Source organism: Streptomyces fradiae ATCC 10745 = DSM 40063, from assembly GCF_008704425.1.
GTDB classification, from domain to species: Bacteria; Actinomycetota; Actinomycetes; order Streptomycetales; family Streptomycetaceae; genus Streptomyces; species Streptomyces fradiae.
On the sequence record NZ_CP023696.1, the window covers coordinates 1,790,414 to 1,812,852 of the forward strand.

20 protein-coding genes and 1 riboswitch are annotated in these 22,439 nt (G+C 77.5%); of the genes, 12 read left to right on the forward strand and 8 right to left on the reverse strand.

Translation table 11 applies throughout. The features are described from left to right. Positions 1-111: 111 nt before the first annotated feature. On the forward strand, positions 112-801 hold the full coding sequence (gene eda / locus CP974_RS07910) for a bifunctional 4-hydroxy-2-oxoglutarate aldolase/2-dehydro-3-deoxy-phosphogluconate aldolase (RefSeq protein ID WP_078915292.1): 690 nt from the start codon (positions 112-114) through the stop codon (positions 799-801). Here the strand turns inward: eda and CP974_RS07915 are convergent. From CP974_RS07915 to CP974_RS07925, 3 genes are read right to left on the reverse strand one after another with little or no spacing between them, the layout of a single operon-like run. Further along, positions 776-2,272, reverse strand: a complete 1,497-nt coding sequence (locus CP974_RS07915) for a bifunctional RNase H/acid phosphatase (protein ID WP_085921321.1) — start codon at positions 2,270-2,272, stop codon at positions 776-778. The genes eda and CP974_RS07915 overlap by 26 nt on opposite strands. Then, positions 2,272-3,015: a zinc ribbon domain-containing protein gene (locus CP974_RS07920; RefSeq protein ID WP_031134736.1), complete on the reverse strand. Its 744-nt coding sequence runs from the start codon at positions 3,013-3,015 to the stop codon at positions 2,272-2,274. Before CP974_RS07920 ends, CP974_RS07915 begins: the two co-directional genes overlap by 1 nt. Next, positions 3,012-3,851: a Nif3-like dinuclear metal center hexameric protein gene (locus CP974_RS07925; RefSeq protein ID WP_031134734.1), complete on the reverse strand. Its 840-nt coding sequence runs from the start codon at positions 3,849-3,851 to the stop codon at positions 3,012-3,014. Before CP974_RS07925 ends, CP974_RS07920 begins: the two co-directional genes overlap by 4 nt. A gap of 908 nt (positions 3,852-4,759) precedes the next feature. On the opposite strand from CP974_RS07925, the gene CP974_RS07930 reads away from it, so the two are divergent. Both CP974_RS07930 and CP974_RS29510 read left to right on the forward strand, forming a co-directional pair. Next, a complete protein-coding gene (locus tag CP974_RS07930; protein WP_031134732.1) occupies positions 4,760-6,019 on the forward strand; it encodes a hypothetical protein in 1,260 nt (419 codons plus the stop codon). Positions 6,020-6,069: 50 nt separating this feature from the next. Then, positions 6,070-6,231, forward strand: a complete 162-nt coding sequence (locus CP974_RS29510) for a hypothetical protein (RefSeq protein WP_162887748.1) — start codon at positions 6,070-6,072, stop codon at positions 6,229-6,231. A 113-nt stretch (positions 6,232-6,344) separates the two neighbouring features. On the opposite strand, the gene CP974_RS07935 is transcribed toward CP974_RS29510, so the two are convergent. Further along, positions 6,345-7,814: a DHA2 family efflux MFS transporter permease subunit gene (locus tag CP974_RS07935; RefSeq protein WP_031134730.1), complete on the reverse strand. Its 1,470-nt coding sequence runs from the start codon at positions 7,812-7,814 to the stop codon at positions 6,345-6,347. A gap of 255 nt (positions 7,815-8,069) precedes the next feature. Here CP974_RS07935 and CP974_RS07940 point away from each other — a divergent pair, with 255 nt between their 5' ends. The 3 genes from CP974_RS07940 to CP974_RS07950 all read left to right on the forward strand — a co-directional run bounded on the left by CP974_RS07940 (position 8,070) and on the right by CP974_RS07950 (position 10,748). Further along, positions 8,070-8,762, forward strand: a complete 693-nt coding sequence (locus tag CP974_RS07940; RefSeq protein ID WP_031134728.1) for a class I SAM-dependent methyltransferase — start codon at positions 8,070-8,072, stop codon at positions 8,760-8,762. A gap of 121 nt (positions 8,763-8,883) precedes the next feature. After that, positions 8,884-9,804, forward strand: coding sequence for an N-acetylmuramoyl-L-alanine amidase family protein (locus tag CP974_RS07945; RefSeq protein ID WP_051839826.1), 921 nt, complete (start codon positions 8,884-8,886; stop codon positions 9,802-9,804). 92 nt (positions 9,805-9,896) lie between these two features. Then, a complete protein-coding gene (locus tag CP974_RS07950) occupies positions 9,897-10,748 on the forward strand; it encodes a DUF5336 domain-containing protein (protein WP_078915791.1) in 852 nt (283 codons plus the stop codon). A gap of 297 nt (positions 10,749-11,045) precedes the next feature. Here CP974_RS07950 and CP974_RS07955 read toward each other — a convergent pair whose 3' ends face one another. The 4 genes from CP974_RS07955 to CP974_RS07970 are packed head-to-tail and all read right to left on the reverse strand — an operon-like array spanning position 11,046 to position 14,429. Continuing rightward, positions 11,046-12,116, reverse strand: coding sequence for a prenyltransferase/squalene oxidase repeat-containing protein (locus tag CP974_RS07955; protein ID WP_031130378.1), 1,071 nt, complete (start codon positions 12,114-12,116; stop codon positions 11,046-11,048). Beyond that, entirely contained in the window at positions 12,113-12,847 is a 735-nt protein-coding gene (locus CP974_RS07960; protein ID WP_031130380.1) for a class I SAM-dependent methyltransferase, read from the reverse strand. Before CP974_RS07960 ends, CP974_RS07955 begins: the two co-directional genes overlap by 4 nt. Continuing rightward, positions 12,841-13,086, reverse strand: a complete 246-nt coding sequence (locus CP974_RS07965) for a hypothetical protein (protein ID WP_031130382.1) — start codon at positions 13,084-13,086, stop codon at positions 12,841-12,843. The genes CP974_RS07960 and CP974_RS07965 overlap by 7 nt, the downstream gene beginning before the upstream one ends. Then, positions 13,083-14,429, reverse strand: coding sequence for a glycosyltransferase family 4 protein (locus CP974_RS07970; RefSeq protein WP_031130385.1), 1,347 nt, complete (start codon positions 14,427-14,429; stop codon positions 13,083-13,085). The genes CP974_RS07965 and CP974_RS07970 overlap by 4 nt, the downstream gene beginning before the upstream one ends. 241 nt (positions 14,430-14,670) lie before the next feature. Between CP974_RS07970 and CP974_RS07975 the strand changes: the two genes are divergently transcribed. From CP974_RS07975 to CP974_RS08005, 6 genes are all read left to right on the forward strand, one after another. Next, positions 14,671-15,267, forward strand: coding sequence for a TetR family transcriptional regulator (locus tag CP974_RS07975; RefSeq protein WP_031130386.1), 597 nt, complete (start codon positions 14,671-14,673; stop codon positions 15,265-15,267). 269 nt (positions 15,268-15,536) lie between these two features. Then, a riboswitch (cobalamin riboswitch) is annotated at positions 15,537-15,605 on the forward strand. A 127-nt stretch (positions 15,606-15,732) separates the two neighbouring features. Continuing rightward, complete coding sequence (locus CP974_RS07985) at positions 15,733-17,100, forward strand: SCO2321 family membrane protein (RefSeq protein ID WP_031130388.1); 1,368 nt, start codon at positions 15,733-15,735, stop codon at positions 17,098-17,100. A gap of 230 nt (positions 17,101-17,330) precedes the next feature. Next, a complete protein-coding gene (locus tag CP974_RS07990; RefSeq protein WP_051839280.1) occupies positions 17,331-18,032 on the forward strand; it encodes an SCO2322 family protein in 702 nt (233 codons plus the stop codon). Further along, positions 18,029-19,204 carry a CbiQ family ECF transporter T component gene (locus tag CP974_RS07995; RefSeq protein WP_078915522.1) on the forward strand — a complete coding sequence of 392 codons (1,176 nt, stop codon included), beginning with the start codon at positions 18,029-18,031 and terminating at the stop codon, positions 19,202-19,204. The genes CP974_RS07990 and CP974_RS07995 overlap by 4 nt, the downstream gene beginning before the upstream one ends. Next, entirely contained in the window at positions 19,201-21,123 is a 1,923-nt protein-coding gene (locus CP974_RS08000) for an ABC transporter ATP-binding protein (protein WP_031130391.1), read from the forward strand. The genes CP974_RS07995 and CP974_RS08000 overlap by 4 nt, the downstream gene beginning before the upstream one ends. After that, positions 21,120-22,214: an ECF transporter S component gene (locus CP974_RS08005; protein ID WP_223844483.1), complete on the forward strand. Its 1,095-nt coding sequence runs from the start codon at positions 21,120-21,122 to the stop codon at positions 22,212-22,214. Before CP974_RS08000 ends, CP974_RS08005 begins: the two co-directional genes overlap by 4 nt. Positions 22,215-22,439 lie beyond the last annotated feature (225 nt).

Sequence of the window (22,439 nt, forward strand, 5' to 3'; positions counted from 1 at the left end):
GGGCCGCGCCCCGACGTGGATCGGGGCGTGCTGAGGGGCGCCGCCGCCAGACTGTTGCATGCTGCGCAACGGTCGTTGCGGTGTGTGGCGGCGCCGGGCAGGATGCCGGGCATGACGCCGGTACCGCTGTCGCAACCGCTGCTGGCCGCGCTGTCCTCGGCGGCCGTGCCCGTCCTGCCCGTGGTGGTCCTGGAGGACGCCGCCGACGCCGTGCCGCTGGCGCGGGCGCTGGTGGCGGGCGGACTGCCGGTGCTGGAGGTGACGCTGCGGACCCCGGCCGCGCTCGACGCGATCCGGGCCGTCGCCGCCGAGGTGCCCGACTGCCTCGTCGGCGCGGGGACGGTGGTGTCGGAGCGGGGCGTGGCGGACGCGGTGGCGGCGGGCGCGCGGTTCCTGGTGAGCCCCGGTTCGACGCGGCGGCTGCTGGACGCCATGGACGATTCCGGGGTGCCCTGCCTGCCGGGTGTCTCGACGGCGTCCGAGGCGGTGGCCCTGCTGGAGCGGGGCGTTCGCGAGATGAAGTTCTTCCCGGCCGGGGCGGCGGGGGGCCCTGCGTACCTGGCGGCGCTGGCCGGTCCGCTGCCGGAGGCCCGGTTCTGCCCGACCGGCGGGGTCACCGCCGAGTCGGCACCCGGCTACCTGGGGCTGCCCAACGTGGGCTGCGTGGGCGGTACGTGGGTGGCGCCGCCCGCCGTACTGGCGGACCGGGACTGGGCGCGGGTCGAGTCCCTGGCGCGGGCGGCCGCGTCGCTGGCGGGGGCGCCCCGCCGGCCGGTCAGCGCAGGTGCGAGGTGTCGTTGAGGAGCCGTACCGAGGCGTTGCCGTCCCGGTAGTACGCCACCGCCGACAGGGACGCGGCGGACAGCTCCATCCGGAACAGCGCCTCCGGCGGGGCGCCCAGCGCCAGCCGTACCAGCGTCTTGATCGGCGTCACATGCGTCACCAGCAGCACCGTGCGCCCCGCGTGGCGCTCCGTCAGCCGGTCGCGGGTGGCGGCGACCCGGCGGGACACGGCCGCGAAGGACTCGCCGCCCGGAGGCGCGGCCTTCGGCGACGCCAGCCAGGCGTCCAGGTCGTCCGGGTAGCGCTCCCGCACCTCGGCGAAGGTCAGGCCCTCCCACGCGCCGAAGTCCGTCTCGCGCAGCCCGTCCTCGATCCGTACGTCGAGGCCCAGGCGCTCGGCGATGGTGAGCGCGGTCTGGCGGCAGCGCAGCAGCGGCGAGGAGACGATCTCCTGCACGGTGCCGCGCGCGGCGAGCGCCGCCGCGACGGCCTCGGCCTGGCGGAGCCCGGCGGGCGACAGCTCGGGGTCGGTGCCCCCGCTGCCGGAGAACCGCTTCTGCGGCGTGAGCGCGGTCTCCCCGTGCCGCAGCAGCACGAAGGTGGCGGGTGCCCCCAGGTCCGGGGCGCCCCACCCCACGGAGGGCGTGGCGGACGCGGCCGGGGCCACGACGTCGGAGGGCTCGGCGGCGGCGGAGAAGGCGGGTTCGGGCGCCGGAGCGGGTGCGGGTGCGGGGGCCGGTGCGGGGGCGGGGGCCGGCGCGGACGCGGGGGCCGGCGCGGACGCGGGGGCCGGTGCGGACGCGGGGGCCGGTGCGGACGCGGGTGCCGGTGCGGACGCGGGTGCCGGTGCGGGGGCGGCCGTGGCCGGGGCGGCACCGGCGGGGGCTGCGGCCCCGAAGGCCGGCGCCGCGTCCGGCGCCGCCTGCGCCGCGTGGGACCGCGCCGCGTGGGCGAGGGCCGCGCGGGCCTTCGCCGCGCCCGCCGTCGCGTCCCCGACCACCCGGGCCGCGCCCGCGTCGAGGGCGGCGCGGGACGTGGACGGCTGCCACCGGCGGCCCTCCCGGCCCGCGTCCATCGCCTCGTTGGCGAGCCGGTCCGCGTGCTTGTTGCGCTCGCGCGGGATCCACTCGTACGTCACGCGCCCCGCCGGGAAGACGCGGGCGGCCTCCGCGGCGAGCGGCTTCATGTCCGGGTGCTTGATCTTCCAGCGCCCGGACATCTGCTCCACGACCAGCTTGGAGTCCATCCGGACCCGCACCGACGCGTCGGGCGCCAGTTCGCGGGCGGCGCGCAGCCCGGCGACGAGGCCCTTGTACTCGGCGACGTTGTTGGTGGCCACGCCGATGTACTCGGCCGTCTCCACCAGGGCCTCGCCGGACACCGGGTCCAGCACCACCGCGCCGTACCCGGCCGGGCCCGGATTGCCCCGCGAACCGCCGTCGGCCTCGACGACCAGCTCACGCGGCAGGGACGTCGCACCGCTGCTCATTACAGGCCGGACTCCGCCGTGCGGACCAGGATGCGGCGGCAGTTCTCGCACCGCAGCACGGCGTCGGCCGCGGCGGCCCGGACGTCGTTCACCTCGGTGATGTTCAGCTCGATGTGGCAGCCCTCGCAGCGCCGCTGGTACAGCCGGGCCGCGCCGACGCCGCTCTGCTGGCCGCGGATCTTCTCGTACAGCTTCATCAGGTCGTCCGGCACCGAACCGGCCACCAGCTCGCGCTCCTTGGTGACGGCGGCGGCCTCGTCGTCCAGCTCGCCCTGCGCGCGGTCGCGGCGGGCCGTCGCGTCGTCCACCTTCGCCTGCACGGAGGCGACGCGCTCGGTCAGCTCCTCCACCCGCTCCTGCGCGGACTCGCGGCGCTCCATGACCTCCAGGACGACGTCCTCCAGGTCCCCCTGGCGCTTCGACAGGGAGACGATCTCCCGCTGGAGGTTCTCCAGGTCCTTCGGGGAGCTGACGGCGCCCGAGTCGAGGCGCTGCTGGTCGCGGACCGCGCGCTGGCGGACCTGGTCGACGTCCTGCTCCGCCTTCTTCTGCTCGCGGGCGCAGTCGCTCTCCTCCGTCTGCGCGGCGACGAGCAGGTCCCGGAGCTGGCTGAGGTCCTTGGTCAGGGACTCGATCTCGGCGTGCTCGGGCAGGCTCCGGCGCTTGTGGGCGAGCTGCGCCAGGCGCGTGTCGAGGGCCTGGACGTCGAGGAGTCGGATCTGGTCGGCGGGCGCGGCGTTCAGTTGGGGGCTCCAGGAGAGGTGTGGTGAGCGGAAGAGGAGGTGTGGTGGGCGGCCCACGGGTCGGTGACCGTCTTCGAGACGTGCACCCGCAGGTTCCAGCCGCGGCGGTCGGAGATCTCGTCGAGCTGGGCGGCGGCCAGTTCGCACCAGGGCCACTCGGTGGCCCAGTGGGCCGCGTCGACGAGGCCGAGCGGGGAGTACTGGACGGCCTCGGAGGCCGGGTGGTGGCGCAGGTCGGCGGTGAGGAACGCGTCGACGCCCGCCGCGCGCACGGCGTCGAACAGGCTGTCGCCGGAGCCGCCGCTGACGGCGACCCGGCGGACCGTCGCGTCGGGGTCGCCGGCGACGCGGACGCCCTGCGCGGTGGCCGGCAGCCGCTCGGCGGCGCGGGTGGCGAAGGCGGCGAGGGTCTCCGGCGGGTCCAGCTCGCAGATCCGGCCCAGGCCGTTCTCCGGTACCAGGGGGCCGATCACGCGCAGGCCGAGGGCGCCCGCGAGGGCGTCGGAGACGCCGGGGTCGGCGGTGTCGGCGTTGGTGTGCGCGACGTGCAGGGCGATGTCGTGCTTGATGAGGGTGTGCACGACACGGCCCTTGAAGTGGGAGGCCGCGACGGACGTCGTACCGCGCAGGTAGAGGGGGTGGTGCGTGACGACGAGCTGGGCGCCGAGGCGGATGGCCTCCTCGGCGATCTCCTGGACCGGGTCGACGGCGAAGAGGACGCGGTCGATCTCGGCGTCGGGGTCGCCGCAGACGGTGCCGACGGCGTCCCACTGCTCGGCCCGCTCGGGGGGCCAGAGGGCGTCGAGCTCGGCGAGGACTTCGGTGAGGCGTGGCACGGGCACAAGGCTACCCGGAAGACCGCCCCGCCCCTTCCGTCCCGCCCTTGGTCCCAATCCTCCGTCCCGCTCTTCGTCCCGCTCCTCCGTCCCGCCCTTCCGTCCCGGTGCCCCGGCACCGCGCGGGGGCCGTGCCCGGCACACGGGCTCCACCGGTCGCCGCCCGGTGCCCGGCGCGGGCGGTCCGCCCACGCCGCCGCCCCGCCTCCGGACGAGCACACCTCCCGCTCCCCGCACAGCCGAACGGGGCGGCGGCCATCCTTACGTGTGAAGCGCGGTGACTCGTGCCGTTTCGGTCGATGGCGAAAACTAGCGTCGGTGGCCGGAGGTGACGAGCCATGACAGCCTGTGCCATCGAGGCCACCGCTCCCGCTCGGGACGGCGCCGGGACGGGCCCGCCCGACGCCCGGACGGGCACGGACGGAGGACCGCCCACCGGGCCGGGAGCCCCCCTGGCCGGGGCGCGAACCCTCGCCGGGACGGGACCCTTCGCCGCGGGGACGGGAGCTCTCGCGCGGACGGGCGGTGCGGGCCTGCCCGCCGGGGCGGTACCGCCCGCCGGGACGGCGGCCCCCGCCGGGGCGTTCGCGCCGGACGGGGCGTCCGCGCCCGCCGACACGGGGGCGCCCGCCGGGACCGGCGCCCTCCCCGGCACGGGCCCGCACGACACGGGCCCGCACGACACGGGCCCGCACGGCCGGGACGCGCACGGCCGGGACGCGCACGGCACGGACGCGCACGGCACGGACGGGCACCGCGCGGACGGGCACGCCGCAGAGGCGTACCCCGCATACCCGCCCGCCTCGGACGCGCACCGCGCGGATCCGCCCGCCCCGCGTGCGCACCGCGCCCCCGCGTACCGTACGGACGCGCACCCCACGGACGTGCACCGCGCGCGTACGCACCCCGTGGGCACGCCCGCCCCCGGCGTGCACGGCCGCAGCGGCTTCGCCATCGCGGCGGACGGCTCCTACGCGGCCCGCCTCGCCGGGCGGGGCGAGGCGCTGTTCCCCGAGCGCTGGACCCTCGCCGGACCGGAGCCGTACGCCGTCCCGCTGCCGCTCGGGCAGCCCGAGGACCCGCACGCCCAGGTACTGCCGCTCACGGACGGGCGGGTGCTCATCGCGCGGCGCGTCGGGGAGCGGTGCACGTTCTCGCTGCTGTACCCGACCGGCCCGGAGACCGGCGAACTGCCGCTGGGGGCGGTCGGCGCCGCCGCGGTGCGACTGCTGCCGCCCGCGCCGGACGGGGTGTGCGTGTACGCGCTGGCGGTGGGCCCCCGCGCGACCAGCGTGTGGCGGGTCGCGGGCGGCGGGGCGGGCGCCGGGCCCGAGCACGTCGCCGAGGTGCCGGGGCGGTGCTCGGGCGGGGCGTGGCTGGACCGCGAGGGGCGGCTGCTCGCCCTGGACCGGCAGGCCGGGGGCGGCCCCGTCAAGACCGTCGCGGTGGACCTGCGGCGTGGCGGGGAGGTCACGCCGCTGCTCCAGATCACGGAGGAGAGCCGGGACCGGCTGCTGCTGGCCGACCCCGACAGCGGGCTGCTGCTCATCGCCTCCGACGCGCCGTCACCGGGGCGCGAGCGGCTGGGCTGGGGCGTGCTGGGCAGCACGCGGCCGGTGCGGTTCCCGCGGTGCCTGCGGCCGGCGGACGCGGCCCTGACGCCGTTCGCGGTGCAGCCGGGCCAGGTGCTGACGCCGGAGGCGTGCGCGGTCGCGCTGCGCGTGGACGGGCCGGCCGGAAGCCTGGTCGGCGTGTGGCGCCCGGCGGCGCGGCGGCTGCTGCGACTCCCGGCGCCCGCCGGGTGGTTCGCGGGCGCGGGGGTGTGGTCGGCGGACGGCGTGCTGTCGCTGCCGTACGCGAACGCCTCGGTGCCGTGCGGGCTGGCCCGCGTCGCGGTCGCCGCTGACGCACCCGCGGGGGACGCGGCGGGCGGGGGCGTACGGGGCGTCGGTGGGGACGAACAGCCGGGCGCGGAAGGAACCGTACGGGACTCCGGCGGCGCCGTACGGGCGGGCGCGCACGGCGCCGTACCGGACGGTCCGGCGGCCCCGCGGGGAGCGGCGCGGGCCGCGGGCGGCGGGGCTCCGGGCGGTGCCGGGGCGGCCGGGGTGCGCAGGCCGGTGCCGTTGCAGCAGGCGCCGCTCACGGGGCGGTCCGTGCCCCGTTAGACTCACGCCCCGCACGGACAACAGCGATCATTACGGGGTGACTTCACCACATGTCTGAAGCCAGCACCGACACGACCCAGGCGACGCGGGCGCACGGGGACGCCGGCGGCTCCGGAAAGCACCGCGGGGGCCCGGCGGCGTCGGAGGACACGTCGGCCCGGCCGCACGGCAGGCACCGCAGGGAGCAGATGGGCGGCGGCGAGGCGGCGTAACGTCCCACCACGCCACCGGCCGAGCCGGAAGAGGGCCGTCCCGGACGACCGGGGCGGCCCTTCGGCGTTCCCGGCGGCCCGCCCCTCCCGCCGGTCAGCGCACGGCCCGCCGGTCAGCGCACGGCGCCGCCCGCCGCGCGGGTGGCGGCGGTGGCCGGCCGGGGCAGCCACAGCAGCATCAGCAGGGCCGCCGCGAGGAGGACACCGGCGCCGGTGCGGAAGGCCAGGGCGTACCCGGCGGTGAGGGCCTCCGGCGTGGCGGCCCCGGCCGCCCCGGCGGCGGCGACGGTCGACAGGACGGCCAGGCCGACGGCGCCGCCCATGGTGCGGGAGGTGTTGACCAGGCCGGACACGAGGCCCGCGTCGCCCGGCGCGGCGCCGGACGTGGCCATGGCGGCGAGCGGCGTGAGGAGCAGCCCGACGCCGGTCATCATCAGGATGCCCGGCCCCAGCACGTCGGTGAGGTACGCGCCGTCCGGGTCCATCAGCGACTGCCAGGCGAAGCCGGTCGCGGTGAGGAGCGCGCCGCCCACCGCGAGCCTGCGCGCACCGAGCGCCGGCATCAGGCGGGGGGCGAGCTTGGCGCCGAGGATGACCCCGGCGGAGCTGGGCATCAGGGCGGCACCGGCGGCCAGCGGGGCGTAGCCGAGGACGTTCTGCGCGTACAGGGTCATGAAGAACCAGGAGGCGAAGGTCGCCGAGCCGACGACGAACAGGGCGACGTTCGCCGAGGCGACGGCCCGCGACCGGAACACCTTGAGCGGCATGAGCGGTTCGCGGGCGCGGGACTCCACCGCCACGAACGCGGCGAGCAGCAGCACCCCGCCCAGCAGCGGCACCAGGGTCCGCGCCGCCGCCCACCCGGCCTGCTCGGTCTGCACCACCCCGTACGCGAAGGCCGCGAGCCCCGTGGTCACGAGCACCGCGCCGGGCAGGTCCAGGCGGCGGCCCGCGCCGGACCGGGCCTCCGGTATCCACAGCGCGCCCACGATCAGCACGGCCACGCCGACGGGGACGTTGATGAGCAGGACCCAGCGCCAGTCGAGGAGGTCGGTGAGGAGGCCGCCGACCAGTCCGCCGGCGGCGCCGCCGCCCGCGCCGACCGCCGACCAGGTCCCGATGGCCCGCGTCCGGGCGGAGCCCTCCGGCACGGCGCTGGTGACGATGGTGAGCGTCGCCGGGGACAGCACGGCGGCGCCCAGCCCCTGGGCCGCCCGCGCGGCGAGCAGTTGCCAGCCCTCCTGGGCGAGTCCGCCCGCGACGGAGGCGAGCGTGAAGACCGCCAGCCCCAGCAGGAACATCCGCTTCCGCCCGAACAGGTCGGCGGCCCGCCCGCCGAGGAGCATGAACCCGGAGAAGGCTATGGAGTACGCGTTCACCACCCACTGCAGCGCGAGCGCGGACATGCCGAGGTCGGCGCGCATCGAGGGGAGGGCGACGTTCACGACGGACACGTCGAGGACGACGAGGAACGTCCCCGCACAGGCCGCGAGGATCACCGCCCAGGGGCGCGCGGGCAGTTGGGGGGCGGCGGCGGGGACGGACACGGCGTTCTCGATACGGGGCTGGGCCATGCCCGTCATGGTCGCAGCCGACGGGAGCCCCGTACATCCCGATATCGGGGTACGGGGCGTGCGCCTCGGGACCTAGGTCTTCGGGCGCCGGGCGCCCGCACGGCGACCGCCGCCGCGTGCGCCTCCGCGCCCCGGCGCGGGACCGCCCGGCCGACCGCCGGCCCGGTCCCCGCCGCGTCCGGCCGGGGTGCCGGTGGCGGAGGCACCGGGGTGGGGGACGATAGGGGGCCCTCGATCATCCGTACGACCTGGAGGACCCCGATCATGAGCGCCGCAACCACCCCGGAGCAGACGCCGGTGCCGGCGGCCAAGACGCTGGCCGCGTTCGAGGCGGCCAAGGGGTTCATGCCCGTGCGCGAGGGGCTGGCGCTGTACGCGGCGGCCGTGGAGGCCGGACGGCTCGGGCTGCCGCTGCTGGAGGTCGGCACGTACTGCGGGCGCTCCACGATCCTGCTGGCCGACGCCGCGCGGGCGGCCGGGACCGTGGCGGTCACGGTCGACCACCACCGGGGCAGCGAGGAGCAGCAGCCCGGCTGGGAGTACCACGACCCCTCCGTCGTGGACCCCGAGGTGGGCCTGATGGACACGCTGCCGACGTTCCGGCGCACCCTGCACGCCGCCGGTCTGGAGGAGTACGTCATCGCGGTCGTGGGGCGGTCGCCGCGGGTCGCGCGGGTGTGGGGGGCGCCGGTCGGGCTGGTCTTCGTCGACGGCGGGCACACCGACGAGCACGCCTCGAACGACTACGAGGGATGGGCGCCGCACCTCGCGGAGGGCGGGCTGCTCGTCATCCACGACGTGTTCCCCGACCCCGCGGACGGCGGGCAGGCCCCGTACCGGATCTACCGGCGGGCGCTGGAGTCGGGGGCGTTCACCGAGGTCGGCGTCACCGACTCGCTGCGGGTACTGCGCCGAACGGCCCTGGCAGGACGGGCCGGAACGCCCCTCACCGCCTAGGCTCGCCCGCGTGTACGACGACGACACGCATGACACCGATGACAGCCGTGACGCCCATGACGCGCGGGACACGCGGGACACGCGGGACGCCCCCCGGCGCTCCCGTGTCCGCAGGGCCGTACTGACGGCCGTCGTGCCGCTCGCCGCGGCCGGCCTGCTCGCCGGGGGCTGGGCCCTCGCCGGGCCGGGCGGCGCAGGCCCCGGCGGGCCGCCGGACGGCGGCGACGCACGCGGGGGCGGGCCCGCCGGCGCGTCGCCCGGCACGTCGGCACCGGGCGGTGGCGAGCCGGGGGCGGCGCCCTCCGGCGGGCTGCCCGGCCAGGCCTCCGCCGATCCGTCCGCCGATCCGTCCGGCGGGCCGCTCGCCGGGAAGGTCGTCGTGATCGACCCAGGTCACAATCCGGGGAACTTTCGGCACCCTGACGAGATCAACAAGCAGGTCGACATCGGGACCAACCGCAAGGAGTGCGACACCACCGGCACTTCCACGCGGGACGGCTACGCGGAGGCCGCGTTCACCCTCGACGTCTCGCACCGGCTCCGCGACGCCCTGCGGCGCCTCGGCGCGACCGTGGAGCTGACCCACGACGCCGACCGGCCCTTCGGGCCGTGCATCGACGAGCGGGCCCGCATCGGCAACCTCGCGGGCGGCGGCAAGGGCGCCGACGCGGTCGTCTCCGTGCACGCCGACGGCTCGGCGGTCGGCAACCGGGGCCACCACGTGATCCTTCCCGGGCTGGTCAAGGAGGGTGCGGCCGACACGGCGCCGATCGTCGCGCCCTCCCGCAGGCTCGGCGAGCGCATCGAGGCCGAGTTCGCGCGGGCGACCGGCTCCGCCCCGGCCAACTACCTCGGCGGCGGTACGGGGTTGGACGTGCGGAAGGACCTCGGCGGGCTCAACCTGTCGACGGTGCCCAAGGTCTTCGTCGAGTGCGGGAACATGCAGGACCCGAAGGACGCCGCACTGCTGTCGGACGCGGCGTGGCGGCAGAAGGCCGCCCAGGGGATCGCGAACGGGGTCGGCACCTATCTGCTCGGGTAGGCCGTACGGACGATACATTCGTCCGTACGATGGGCGCCCCCCGTGCTTCGCGCCACCCCCGACGACACTGAACCGACGAAGGACTTCTACACGTGAACATCCGCTCCCTCACTCGAGGCGATGGCGTGGTGATCGGAGCAGCGGTGGTGCTGTTCATCGCCTCGTTCCTGAGCCTGGCAAGCATCGACTGCCCCGCCGGAATCAACTGCTCCGACTACGACACGCCCAACGCCTGGGACCGGCTCGGCCTGCTGATGAGCATGTACCTCGCGGGCATCATCGGTGCGGCGCTCATCGTCGTGGCGCGGCTCCTCCCCGGGCGCAGGGTGGCCGGTCTCGACCTGGGCCAGTTCGGTGTCGCCTTCACCGTCTTCTCGCTGTGGACGGCGTTCTGGACGATCATCGACGTCAGCTCCGCGGGCGCCGGTCTGATCCTCGGGCTGCTCGCCACGATCGTGCTCGCCGCGGGCGCCGTGGCCTCGCCGCTGCTCCCGCCCCTGAAGGCGCCGCTCATGGGCGCGCCGAAGCCGCAGACGCCGCAGCCGTACGGCGCCCAGCCGGGCGCGACGGGCGGCGCGGGCTACGGCTACCCGGGCGGCCAGCAGTTCGGCCAGCAGCCGGGCGGCACGGGCGGCTACGGCTACCCGGCCGGCGGGCAGCCCGGCGCGGTGGACGGCGGCCAGCAGCAGCCGCAGCCGGGGCAGCAGGGGGCCCCGGCCGCGGCCCAGCAGGCGGCTCCCGCCGGGGACTTCTCGCCGTTCTGGTTCGCCGTGCCGGTGGCCCGGCCGCTGTACGGCGAGGACGGCTCGCCGACGCCGATCGCCGAGCTGGCTCCGGGCACCTGGTACCTGGCCGTCGAGCAGCGGGGCGCGGCCCTGGTCGCGCAGACGCAGGACGGCCGCCGCGGTGTCCTCCAGGACACGACGGGCATCCAGCGCGGCTGACACCGCGCCCGCCACGGGGGAACGGGCCCGCCCACCGCGCCGCAAGGCCGGCGGGCGGGCCCGTCCGCGTACGGGAGGGGTGTGCGCGGGGGCGGGTGCCGGTCGGCGGGCGGTGCCGGCCTTCCCCGGACGCCGTGGGTCCTGCCGCCCCGTCCGCGTACGGGAGCCGCGGGGCGTGCCCGGTGCCCGGCCGGGCCCGGCGGCCCGGAGCCCCGCACGGGCTCGGCGCGAGCCGCCGCCGGGCGGGCCCCGCGGGCGGGGGGCGCCCGGCCCCGTACCGCCCGGCCCGCCGGCGAGTCAGCAGCAGTCGGGGGCCAGGCCCCTGGGGAGGGACTCGCCGCCGAAGACCGCCGCGGTCGCCTCGTCGCCGCCGAGGGCCGCCACCGCGAGGAGCAGCGAGCCGGCCGTCCAGGTGGTCAGCTCCTCGGGCCAGACGGCGCGGTCGCCCTCGAAGACGTACCCGGTCCAGTACAGCCCGCCCTCGGCGCGCAGGTGGCCGATGGAGCGGAGGATGTCGACGGCCCGGTCGGACTCGCCCATCGCCCAGAGGGTGAGGGCCAGTTCGCAGCTCTCCCCGCCGGTGACCCACGGGTTGGGGACGACGCACCGCACGCCGAGGCCCGGTACGACGAAGTCGTCCCAGCGGCTCTCGATGCGCTCCTTCGCCGCCGGGCCGGTGACGGCGCCGCCGAGCACCGGGTAGTACCAGTCCATCGAGTAGCGGCTCTTGTCGAGGAACCGCTCCGGGTGGTGGGCGACGGCGTGGGCGAGGGCGCCGGTGGCCAGCTCCCAGTCCGGCTGGGGCTCCTCGCGGTGCTCGGCGACGGCGAGGGCGCAGCGCAGCGCGTGGTGGATCGAGGCGCTGCCGGTGAGCAGGGCGTCCGCGACGGGCGTGCCGTCCTCCTCGCGCTTCCAGCCGATCTGCCCGCCGGGCTGCTGGAGGGCGAGGACGAACGCGACGGCGGCGCGGACCACGGGCCACATGCGGTCGAGGAACGCCTCGTCGCCGGTGGTCAGGAAGTGGTGCCAGACGCCGACGGCGACGTAGGCGCAGAAGTTGCTCTCGCGGGCGCGGTCCGTGGGCCGGTCGGCTTCGCCGTCGTGGTAGGCGGCGTACCAGGAGCCGTCGGCGTTCTGGTGGCGGGCCAGCCATTCGTAGGCGCGGGCGGCGGCGTCGTGCTCGCCTGCGGCGTCGAGGGCCATGGCGGCCTCGGTGTGGTCCCACGGGTCGAGGTGGTGGCCGCGGAACCAGGGGATGGCGCCGGACTCCCGCTGCGCGGCGAGGATGGCGGCGACGGTCTCGGCCGCCTGCCCGGCGGTCAGCACGCCGGGCAGGGTGAGGTGTTCGGTGCGCTCGGGCGGGGTCACAGCGCGGTGTCCGCCGGGAGGTGGGGCTTGGTCGCGTACACCACGAAGCTCTTGCCGAGGACGGGGTTGAGCGCCCGCTCGGCGAGCCGGGTGGCGAGCGGCTTCTTCATGATGTCCCAGACGAGGAGCTTGTGGTACGCGCGGACGGGCAGCGCCTTGTCGTTGTCGACGCCGAACGCGCACTTCAGCCACCAGTACGGGGAGTGCAGGGCGTGCGCGTGGTGGCTGCCGTAGGGGCGCAGGCCGGCCGCGCGGACCTTGCCGAGCAGTTCGTCGGCCTTGTAGATGCGGATGTGGCCGCCCTCGACCTCGTGGTACGCGTCGGACAGCGCCCAGCAGACCTTCTCGGGGCCGTAGCGCGGGACGGTGACGGCGATGCGGCCGCCCGGCCTGAGGACGCGGACCATCTCGGCGAGGACGCCCTCGTCGTCGGGGATGTGCTCCATCACCTCGGAGATGATGACCACGTCGAACGAGGCGTCCGGGAAGGGGAGGTTGAGGGCGTCGCCCTCCATCGCGGTGGCCGTGGCGCCCGCCGGGGCCTCCCCTGCCTCCTTCATCGCGGCGAACCAGGTGGCGACCTCGCGGATCTCGTCGCCGTTCCGGTCGAGCGCCACCACCCGCGCCCCGCGCCGGTAGCACTCGAACGCGTGCCGCCCGGCGCCGCAGCCCAGGTCGAGCACACGGTCGCCGGGGGCGATCGGGAAGCGGGTGAAGTCGACGGTCAGCACGTGCGGGGCCTGCTTTCACGGTCCGTGGCGGGAGCGGGGGTGGCGGAAGCCGGGGCGGGGGCCTGCGCGGGGGCTCCGGAGGCCGGGGCGGACCCGAAGGCTCCCACGACGGGGGCGGAGGTGCCGGCGGACGCCGCGGTGACGGCGGGGGCCGGGGTGACGGCCGGGGCCGCGGTGGCCGCCGGGGCCGGGGTGACGGCCGGGGCCGCGGTGGCCGCGGTGGCCGCGGTGGTCGTCATCGGCGGGCTCCGTGCGCGGCGATGGCCTCGCGGTAGCGGTCCGCGGTGCCCTGGGCGGCGCGGGCCCAGGTGAAGCGGTCCAGGACGCGGGCGCGGCCGGCGGCCCCGAGGCGGGCGCGCAGCTCGGCGCCGCCGGGGCCCAGGAGGCGGCCGAGCGCGGCGGCCAGGGCGCCGGAGTCGCCGGGCGGTACGGCGAGGCAGGTCTCGCCGTCGGGTCCGGCGACCTCCGGGATGGCGCCGCCGGTCGTGGCGACCAGCGGCGTACCGGTGGCCATCGCCTCCGCGGCGGGCAGCGAGAAGCCCTCGTACAGGCTGGGCACGCAGGCCACCTGGGCGCCGCGCACCAGGTCCACCAGCTCGGCGTCGCTGATGCCCTTGACGAACCGGACGGCGCCGTCGAGGCCGTACCGCTCGATGGCGCGCGCGACGGGCCCGTCCTCGGCGCGCTTGCCGACGACGACCAGGTGCGCCTCGGGGACCTCGGTGCGGAGCTTGGCGAGCGCGTCGACCAGGTGCACCAGCCCCTTCAGCGGCACGTCGGCGCTGGAGGTGGTGACGATCCGGCCGGGCACCTCGGGAACGGACGCGTCGGGGGACCACAGCGAGGTGTCGGCGCCGATGGGCACGACGTGCACCCGCTCGGGGCGGACGCCCAGGTGGTCCACGATCTCCCGGCGGGAGGAGCCGGAGACGGTGAGGATCGACGGCAGGCGGCGCGCGACGCGCTTCTGCATGCGGGTGAAGGCGTACCAGCGGCGGACGGACAGCCGCCGCTTGGCGTCGCGGGCGGCGTCCAGCTCCAGCCGCCGGTCGACGGTGACGGGGTGGTGGACGGTGGTCACCAGCGGCGCGCCGAGCGGGGCGAGGAGCCCGTACCCGAGGGTCTGGTTGTCGTGGACGACGTCGAAGTCGCCGCGGCGGGCGGCCAGCAGCCGCCGGGCGCGCAGCGAGAACGTCAGCGGCTCGGGGAAGCCGCCGGTCCACATGGTGGCGACCTCCAGCGCGTCGATCCAGTCGCGGTACTCGTCGCGCCCCGGGGTGCGGAACGGGTCGGGCTGGCGGTACAGGTCGAGGCTGGGCAGCTCCGTGAGGGTGACGACGCCGGGCGCGGGACCCCCGGCGGGCGCGTCGCCGACCTCGTCGAGCACCGGGTACGGCTGGGAACCGATCACCTCGACGGTGTGGCCCAGGCGGGCCAGCTCACGGGAGAGGTGCCGTACGTAGACGCCCTGGCCGCCGCAGAACGGGTTCCCCTTGTACGTGAGGAGCGCGATGCGCAGCGGACGCCCGGCGTCGGCTGCCGCACCTGATCGGGGGCCTGCTGCTACGGCCTCGGCGGTCACTCGCGGCCCCTTCCATCCCTGCGTTTCGGCGGAGCGTAACCGGTGGCGCTAATCTAGAACAAGTTTCAGAGTTGATCGTTCTCGGGCGCTCGGAGAAGCTTCGAATCTACCGGCAGGTAGCGCCGCTGTGACGGCCGGAACAGGTGATTCACGCCACGGCCGGCGTGGGGGCGGGGCCATACTGTCGCCCGTCGGGGCACGGCGCCACGGAATCGTTCGACGCACGGATCGACGGGGACCTATGACAGCGGAAGGCAGGCCGGCGTCGCCGCCCCTGACGGAACGGCAGGAGGCGCGCCGCCGCCGCATCCTCCACGCCAGCGCGCGCCTGGCGGGCCGGGGCGGGTTCGACGCCGTGCAGATGCGGGAGGTCGCCGAGGCGGCGGGGGTCGCACTCGGCACGCTGTACCGCTACTTCCCGTCCAAGGTGCACCTGCTGGTGGCGACGATGCAGGACCAGCTCGACGGTCTCCACGCGACGCTGCGCAAGCGCCCCCCGGCCGGGGAGACCGCCGCCGAGCGGGTCGCCGAGACGCTGATGCGGGCGTTCCGGGCGCTCCAGCGGGAGCCCCAGCTCGCGGACGCGATGGTGCGGGCGCTGACGTTCGCCGACCGGAGCGTGAGCGAGGAGGTCGACGCGGTCTCCCGGCAGACGACGGCGATCATCCTGGACGCCATGGGGCTGGCGGACCCGTCGGCGGAGCAGCTCGCGGCGGTGCGGGTCATCGAGCACACCTGGCACTCGGCGCTGATCACCTGGCTCTCGGGGCGCGCGTCCATCGCGCAGGTGCGGACCGACATCGAGACGGCGTGCCGGCTGATCGAGCGGCAGCCGTAGGCGTCCGGCCGGAGGGGCGGGGTACGCCGGACAGGCCGGGCACTCCGGGTACGCCGGACAGGCCGGGTGCGCCGGACAGGCCAGGTGCGCCGGACAGGCCAGGTGCGCCGGGCAGGCCGGGCAGGCCGGGCAGGCCGGGCAGGCCGGGCAGGCCGGGCAGGCCGGGCAGGCCGGGCAGGCCGGGCAGGCCGGGCAGGCCGGGGGAAGCGTCCTGGGGGCCGCCGGTGACCCGCGGGTAGAGTGTCGCCGTCGTTTCAAGCCCGTACGAGGGGAAGCCGGTGCGAATCCGGCGCTGACCCCGCAGCCGTGAGCCGCCCCGCGCGGTGAGCCGGAATGCCTCGTCACGGGTCTGACCGGCTCGCGTCCCCGGGAACGGCCCGGTGACCGGCACCGTCGAGGAGTTGCGGAGCCGAGCCTGGTGCCTCCGCGCGCCGGTGCCCGGCCCCCGGAGAGAGGCATCCCGCCATGACCACCGTCCGCCGCGGCGCCACGGCGCTCGCCGCCACCGCCGTGCTGTGCGCGGCCGGCGCGGGAGCAGTGGCCCCCACCGCGCTCGCCGCCCCGTCGCCCGCCCCGTCCGCCCCGTCGTCCCCGGCGGCCTCCCCCGAGGCGTCCGCTCCGGACACCTCGGAAGCCCCCGCCGCCCCCGCCGCCCCCTCGTCGCCCGCCGCGCCGGCCGTGCCCGCCGGGCTGTACGGCACCAAGGACCCCACGTACGACGGGGTGTGGCGGCAGTCGCTGGCCTTCCTCGCCCAGCAGTCGACCGGTGTCGAACCGGCCCCGCAGGCCGTGGCGTGGCTCCTGGGCCAGCAGTGCGCCGACGGCGGCTTCCCGTCCTTCCGCGCCGACACCACCGGGCCCTGCCCCGCCGGCGTGCCCCTCGACACCAACGCCACCGCCGTCGCCCTGCACGCCCTGAAGGGCGTCGACAGCCACGCGGACAAGACCGTCAAGGCCCGCGAGAACGCCCTCGCGTGGCTCAAGCGGGCGCAGAACGCGGACGGCGGCTGGGGCTACAACCCCGGCTCCCCCAGCGACGCCAACTCCACCTCCCTCGTGATCGGCGCCCTCGCGGGCACCGGCGAGGAGCCCGGCCAGGTCCGTCCCGCCTCCGGCAAGACCCCGTACGACGCCCTGCTCACGTTCGCGCTGCCCTGCACCGCGAAGCCGGGCGGCGGCGCCTTCGCCTACCAGCCCGAGAAGGACGGCACCCTCCGCGCCAACGGCGACGCCACGGCCGCCGCCGCCCTCGCCGGGCTCGGCAAGCACCTGCTGGTGCGCGGTGTCACCCCGGAGCAGAAGCCCGCCTGCGAGGACGCGGAGCGGCCGACCGCCGAGCGGGCCGCCCGCAACGGCGCCGCGTACCTGGCGGGGGTCATCGGCCGGAGCGGCCACCTCACCCTGCCGCCCATGCCCGGCGCGAGCGCCCCGGCCGACCAGCCCGACGTGGGCAACACCGCCGACGCCGTCCTCGCCCTGGCCGCCGCCGGGCACCGCGAGGCCGCGTCCACGGGCCTCGCGTGGCTGGAGAAGAACGGCGCCGCCTGGGCGAAGGAGGGCGGGCCCGCCGCGTACGCCCAGCTCATCCTGGCCGCGCACACCGCCGGGGGCGACCCGCGCGACTTCGGCGGCGCCGACCTCGTACGGCAGCTCAACGCGACCGGCCCGGCGCCCGCCTCCGTCCCCGACGCCGCGCCGGAGAAGGCCGAGGAGCGGCAGGAGGGGCAGGAGGAGTCGTCCGGCTTCCCGGCCTGGCTGCTCGTGGCGGTGTTCCTGGTCGCGGGCATAGGCATCGGCTTCCTGCTGAGCGGACGCAGGAAGCGGCAGCCGTGACCGGCCTCCCCCGGCGCGCGCACGGCACCTCCCCGCACACCGCCCACCCCGCACCGCGCACGGGCTGCGCGCCCCGCGTGGCGCCCCCGGCGGCCGGCACCGCCCCGCACGCGCCCTCCGCGCACGCCCCCTCCAGGACCGCGCCCGCGCCCTCCGCGCACGCCCCCTCCGCGCGCGGCACGGCCCCGCGCCGGTACCGCCGCCCCGGCGCCCTCGCCGCCGCCGCGTGCCTGGCCGTGCTGGCCGGGGTGCCCGCCGCGGCCGGCACCGCGCACGCCGCCGGCTACCGGTACTGGTCCTTCTGGGAGGGCGGCGACGGCAAGTCCGCGACCTGGGCGTACGCCACACAGGGCCCGGCCACCCTCCGCCCCGCCGACGGCGCCGTCAACGGCTACCGGTTCGCGGTCAGCACCGACGGCGCGGACGCCGACCGGCCCCGGCAGGCACCCGACTTCGCGGCGATCTGCGCCGGCACCCCGGCCGCACCGGGCACCAAGCGGGTCGCGCTCGTCGTCGACTTCGGCGTCCCCGCCGACGCCCCGGCCGGGGAGGCACCGCCCGGCCCGCGCACCGCCTGCGCGCGCGTGGCGCCCGACGCGACCGCCGCGGAGGCCCTGGCCGCCGTCGCCGCGCCGCTGCGCTACAACAGCCAGGCCCTGCTCTGCGGCATCTCCGGCTACCCGAGGCAGGGCTGCGGCGAGCAGGTGGACACCGCGGCCCGCCCCTCCTCGCCGCCCGACCCGGCGTCGTCCGCACCGGGCGCCACGGCCGGAGCCGGCACCACCGCCGGGCCCGGTGCCACGGCCACGCCGGACGGCGCCACCGCCTCCGGCGGCCGGGGCCCCTCCCTGGGCCTGTACGCCGGGGCCGCCGCCGTCGTGGCGCTCGGCGCCGCCGCCCTCGTACGGGCCCGGCGGCACGGCCGCCGATGAGGCTGCGCGCCCCCGAGGCCCACCGCTCCAACGCCGTGCACGCGGGCGCCTGGTGGCTGTGGGCCCTCGGCCTCGCCGTCGCCGCGTCCCGCACCACCAATCCGCTGCTGCTCGGCCTCGTCGTCGGCGTCGCCGGGTACGTGGTCGCCGCGCGCCGCACCGACGCGCCCTGGGCCCGCTCGTACGGGGCCTTCCTCAAGCTGGGCCTGGCCGTCCTGGTGGTGCGGGTGCTGTTCTCCACCCTGCTCGGCTCCCCCATCCCCGGCGCGCACGTGCTGTTCACGCTGCCCGAGGTGCCGCTGCCCGACTGGGCGCGCGGGGTGCGGCTCGGCGGCCGGGTCACGGCCGAGCAGCTGGTCTTCGCCCTGTACGACGGGGCGAAGCTGGCGGCGATGCTCGTCTGCGTGGGCGCCGCGAACGCGCTCGCCAGCCCCGCGCGGCTGCTGAAGTCCCTGCCGGGCGCGCTGTACGAGGCGGGGGTCGCCGTGGTCGTCGCGATGACGTTCGCGCCGAACCTGGTCGCCGACGTGGCGCGGCTGCGGACCGCCCGGCGGCTGCGCGGGCGCCCCACGGGCGGGGTGCGGGCGGTCCTCCAGATCGGGCTGCCCGTCCTGGAGGGCGCGCTGGAGCGGTCGGTGGCGGTGGCCGCGTCGATGGACGCGCGCGGGTACGGGCGTACGGCCGCCGTCCCGCCCGCCGTACGGCACGTGACGACCGCGCTCACGCTGGGCGGCCTGCTCGGGGTGTGCGCGGGCATGTACGGACTGCTCGCCGTCGAGGGCGCCGGGTACGGGGTGCCGCTGCTGGCCGGGGGCGTCGCGGCGGCGCTGGCCGGGCTGTGGCTGGGCGGGCGCCGCACGCCCCGCACCCGCTACCGGCCCGACCGGTGGGGCCCGCGCACCTGGCTGGTCGCCGCGTCGGGACCGGCGGTGGCCGCGCTGCTCGTGTGGGCGTCCACCGGGCCGGCGGGGGAGGCGCTGCGGCCCGGCGTCACCCCGCTGACCGCGCCCGAGCTGCCCCTGTGGCCCGCCCTCGCCCTCCTGGCCGGCCTGCTGCCCGCGTTCGTCGCGCCCGTACCGCACACACCGGGCGCGCCGCCGCACGCACCGGGCGCGCCGCCGTCCGCACCCGACGCCCCGCACACCCGCAAGACCGCCGAGGAGCCCCGGTGATCCGCTTCGAGAACGTCACGGTGACCTACGAGGGCTCCGCCGCGCCGACCCTGCGCGACCTGGACCTGCACGTCCCGGAGGGCGAGCTGGTCCTGCTCGTCGGCCCGTCCGGCGTCGGGAAGTCCACGCTGCTGGGCGCCGTCTCCGGGCTCGTCCCGCACTTCACGGGCGGCACCCTGCGGGGCCGTGTGACGGTCGGCGGGCGGGACACCCGCACGCACCGGCCGCGCGAGCTGGCCGACGTGGTGGGCACCGTCGGCCAGGACCCGGCCGCGCACTTCGTCACCGACGTGGTGGAGGACGAGCTGGCCTACGGCATGGAGTCGCTGGGCCTGCCGCCCGCCGTGATGCGGCGGCGCGTCGAGGAGACCCTCGACCTGCTGGGCCTCGCGCCGCTGCGGGACCGGCCCATCGCCACCCTGTCGGGCGGGCAGCGGCAGCGCGTGGCCATCGGCTCCGTCCTCACCACGCACCCGCGCGTCCTCGTGCTGGACGAGCCCACGTCCGCGCTCGACCCGGCCGCCGCCGAGGAGGTGCTGGCCGTCCTCCAGCGGCTCGTGCACGACCTGGGCACGACCGTGCTGATGGCCGAGCACCGGCTGGAGCGGGTGGTGCAGTACGCGGACCGGGTGGTGCTGCTGCGGGAGCCGGGCGCCCCGCCGGTGGTGGGGCCTCCGGCGGAGGTCATGCGGGTGTCGCCCGTGTACCCGCCGGTGGTCGGCCTGTCCCGGCTGGCCGGCTGGACCCCGCCGGCCCTGACGGTCCGCGACGCGCGCCGCCGGGCGGGCGCCCTGCGCGAGCGCCTGGCCGACCGGGTGCGGGAGACGGCACGGGAGCCGGTACGGGAGGCGGTACGGGCGGGGGCGTGGACCGGGACGGCCGGGTCGCCGGACGTCGCGGAGGCGGCGGGCCCGGGTACGGCGGCGGTCCCGGCGGACGGCACGGCGCCCGGTACGACCGGCGCGGCAGCCGGTACGGCCGACGCGGCGACCAACGCGGCAGCCGGTACGGCGACCGGCACGGCCGGCAGCGGCGCGGCCGTACCCGCCTCGTCTCCCGCCCCGCCTCCGTCCCGCGTGCGGCGCCCCTCCTGGTGGCCGCCGCGCCTCCGTGCCGGGGCCGGCGCGGACCCGGACCGGGCGGCCGGTGGGCGCGCCGGCGACGCGGGCCCGGACCTGGCGCGCGTGGACCGGCTCGTGGTCACCCGGGGGCGCGTGGAGGCGCTGCGCGGCGTCGACCTGGGCGTGCGGCCCGGCGAGACGGTGGCGCTCATGGGCCGCAACGGGGCGGGCAAGTCGACCCTGCTCGGCGCGCTCGTCGGCATGGTCGCCCCGGTCTCCGGCCGCGTCCTCGTGGCCGGTCTCGCCCCGCACCGCACCCCGCCCGCCGAGCTGATCCGGGAGGCCGGGCTCGTCCCGCAGGAGCCGCGCGACCTGCTGTACGCCGACACGGTCGCCGCCGAGTGCGCGGCGGCCGACGCGGACGCCGAGGCCGAGCCGGGCACCTGCCGCGCCCTGGTGGCCGGGCTGCTGCCGGGCGTACCGGACGACACCCATCCGCGGGACCTGTCGGAGGGGCAGCGGCTCGCCCTGGCCCTGGCCGTCGTGCTGACCGGCCGGCCCCGGCTGCTGCTCCTCGACGAGCCGACGCGGGGGCTGGACTACGCGGCGAAGGCCCGGCTGGTGGAGGTGCTGCGGCGCCTCGCGGCCGAGGGGCACGCCATCGTGATGGCCACGCACGACGTGGAGCTGGCGGCGGAGCTGGCGCACCGGGTGGTGATCCTCGCCGAGGGCGAGGTGGTCGCGGACGGGCCGACGCACGAGGTGGTCGTGTCGTCGCCCGCGTTCGCCCCGCAGGTGGCGAAGGTCCTGGCCCCGCAGCCGTGGCTGACCGTCGCCCAGGTGGAGGCGGCGCTGTGACCGCCCCCGCGCCCGCCGCGCCCGCCGCCCGTGAGCGGCGCGCGTCGCGGCCCGTGCGGCTGGGGCCCCGGTCGGTCGCCGCGCTGGTGCTGATCAGCGCCGTCGGGGTGGCGGCGTTCGGCTGGCCGCTGCTCGCGGACGGCGGGTCCGGCCTGGCGGAGGCGCACGCGGCGCTCGCGCCGTGGCTGTTCGCCGGGCTGCTGCCGCTGCTCGTGGCGGTGGTCGTGGCGACCATCGCCGACTCGGGCATGGACGCCAAGGCGGTCGCGATGCTCGGCGTCCTCGCGGCGGTGGGCGCCGCGCTGCGCCCGCTGGGCGCGGGGACGGCGGGCCTGGAGCCCATGTTCTTCCTGATGGTGCTGAGCGGGCGGGTGCTGGGGCCGGGCTTCGGCTTCGTGCTGGGGGCCGTGACGATGTTCGCGTCGGCGCTGCTGACGGGCGGGGTCGGGCCGTGGATGCCGTACCAGATGCTGTCGATGGCGTGGTTCACGATGGGCGCCGGACTGCTGCCGGGGTCCGGCGAGGCCCGCACGGGCCGGCGGGGGCGCACCGGGTGGCGGGGGCACCTGGGCCGGAGGGTGCGCCTGGGCCGCAGGGGCGGCCCGGACCGGCCGGGCCCGGCGGCGACGGGGCCACGGGGCCTGCGCGGCCGGGGCGAGCTGCTGATGCTCGCCGCGTACGGGGCGGTGGCGTCGTTCGCGTACGGGACGGCGATGAACCTCCAGGGGTGGGTGCTGACCCTGCCGGAGGGCTCCAGCGGCATCGCCTTCCACGCGGGCGAGCCGGTCCACGAGAACCTGGTGCGGTTCGCCGCGTTCTGCCTGGCCACGTCCATGGGGTGGGACCTGGGGCGGGCGGTGCTCACCGTGGTGCTCACGCTGACCATCGGATCGTCGGTGCTCAAGGCCCTCCGGCGTGCGACTCGACGGGCGGCCTTCGAGGCCCACGTCACATTCGAAGGCAGCGAAAAGCCTCATCCTGCGCATTCCGGGGTGAGGCGCCCCACAGGACCTACCTCACATACGACCCCGCCTAGTGGGCTTCCGGCCCCCTCGGCCGGGGGCCCCTCTTCCCGCGGCGACCTGCGCTGACGGGCCGCGGCCGGGCCGCGCCGCCCCGCCGGGTCTCCGGCCTCGCCTCGTAGCGGGGGGCGTTGCCGCGGCCCGGCCGCCCTGCTTTGGTGGATGACGTCGCCGGGCACCGACGGCAGCGCGACCGCCACGCGGTCCGGCCGAAGTGCCCCTGGGCACACCCGTGAGCCACCACCGGGGGTCTCCCCCGCCCGGTTCCGGCATGCCCGCGGCCCCCCTGTCCCC

Coding starts and splice junctions, on each gene's coding strand:
- CP974_RS07995 (WP_078915522.1), top strand. CDS start 18,029: ATGAGGCTGCGCGCCCCCGAGGCCCACCGCTCCAACGCCGTGCACGCG.
- CP974_RS07975 (WP_031130386.1), top strand. CDS start 14,671: ATGACAGCGGAAGGCAGGCCGGCGTCGCCGCCCCTGACGGAACGGCAG.
- CP974_RS07985 (WP_031130388.1), top strand. CDS start 15,733: ATGACCACCGTCCGCCGCGGCGCCACGGCGCTCGCCGCCACCGCCGTG.
- CP974_RS07915 (WP_085921321.1), bottom strand. CDS start 2,272: ATGAGCAGCGGTGCGACGTCCCTGCCGCGTGAGCTGGTCGTCGAGGCC.
- CP974_RS07935 (WP_031134730.1), bottom strand. CDS start 7,814: ATGACGGGCATGGCCCAGCCCCGTATCGAGAACGCCGTGTCCGTCCCC.
- CP974_RS07940 (WP_031134728.1), top strand. CDS start 8,070: ATGAGCGCCGCAACCACCCCGGAGCAGACGCCGGTGCCGGCGGCCAAG.
- CP974_RS29510 (WP_162887748.1), top strand. CDS start 6,070: ATGTCTGAAGCCAGCACCGACACGACCCAGGCGACGCGGGCGCACGGG.
- eda (WP_078915292.1), top strand. CDS start 112: ATGACGCCGGTACCGCTGTCGCAACCGCTGCTGGCCGCGCTGTCCTCG.
- CP974_RS07965 (WP_031130382.1), bottom strand. CDS start 13,086: ATGACGACCACCGCGGCCACCGCGGCCACCGCGGCCCCGGCCGTCACC.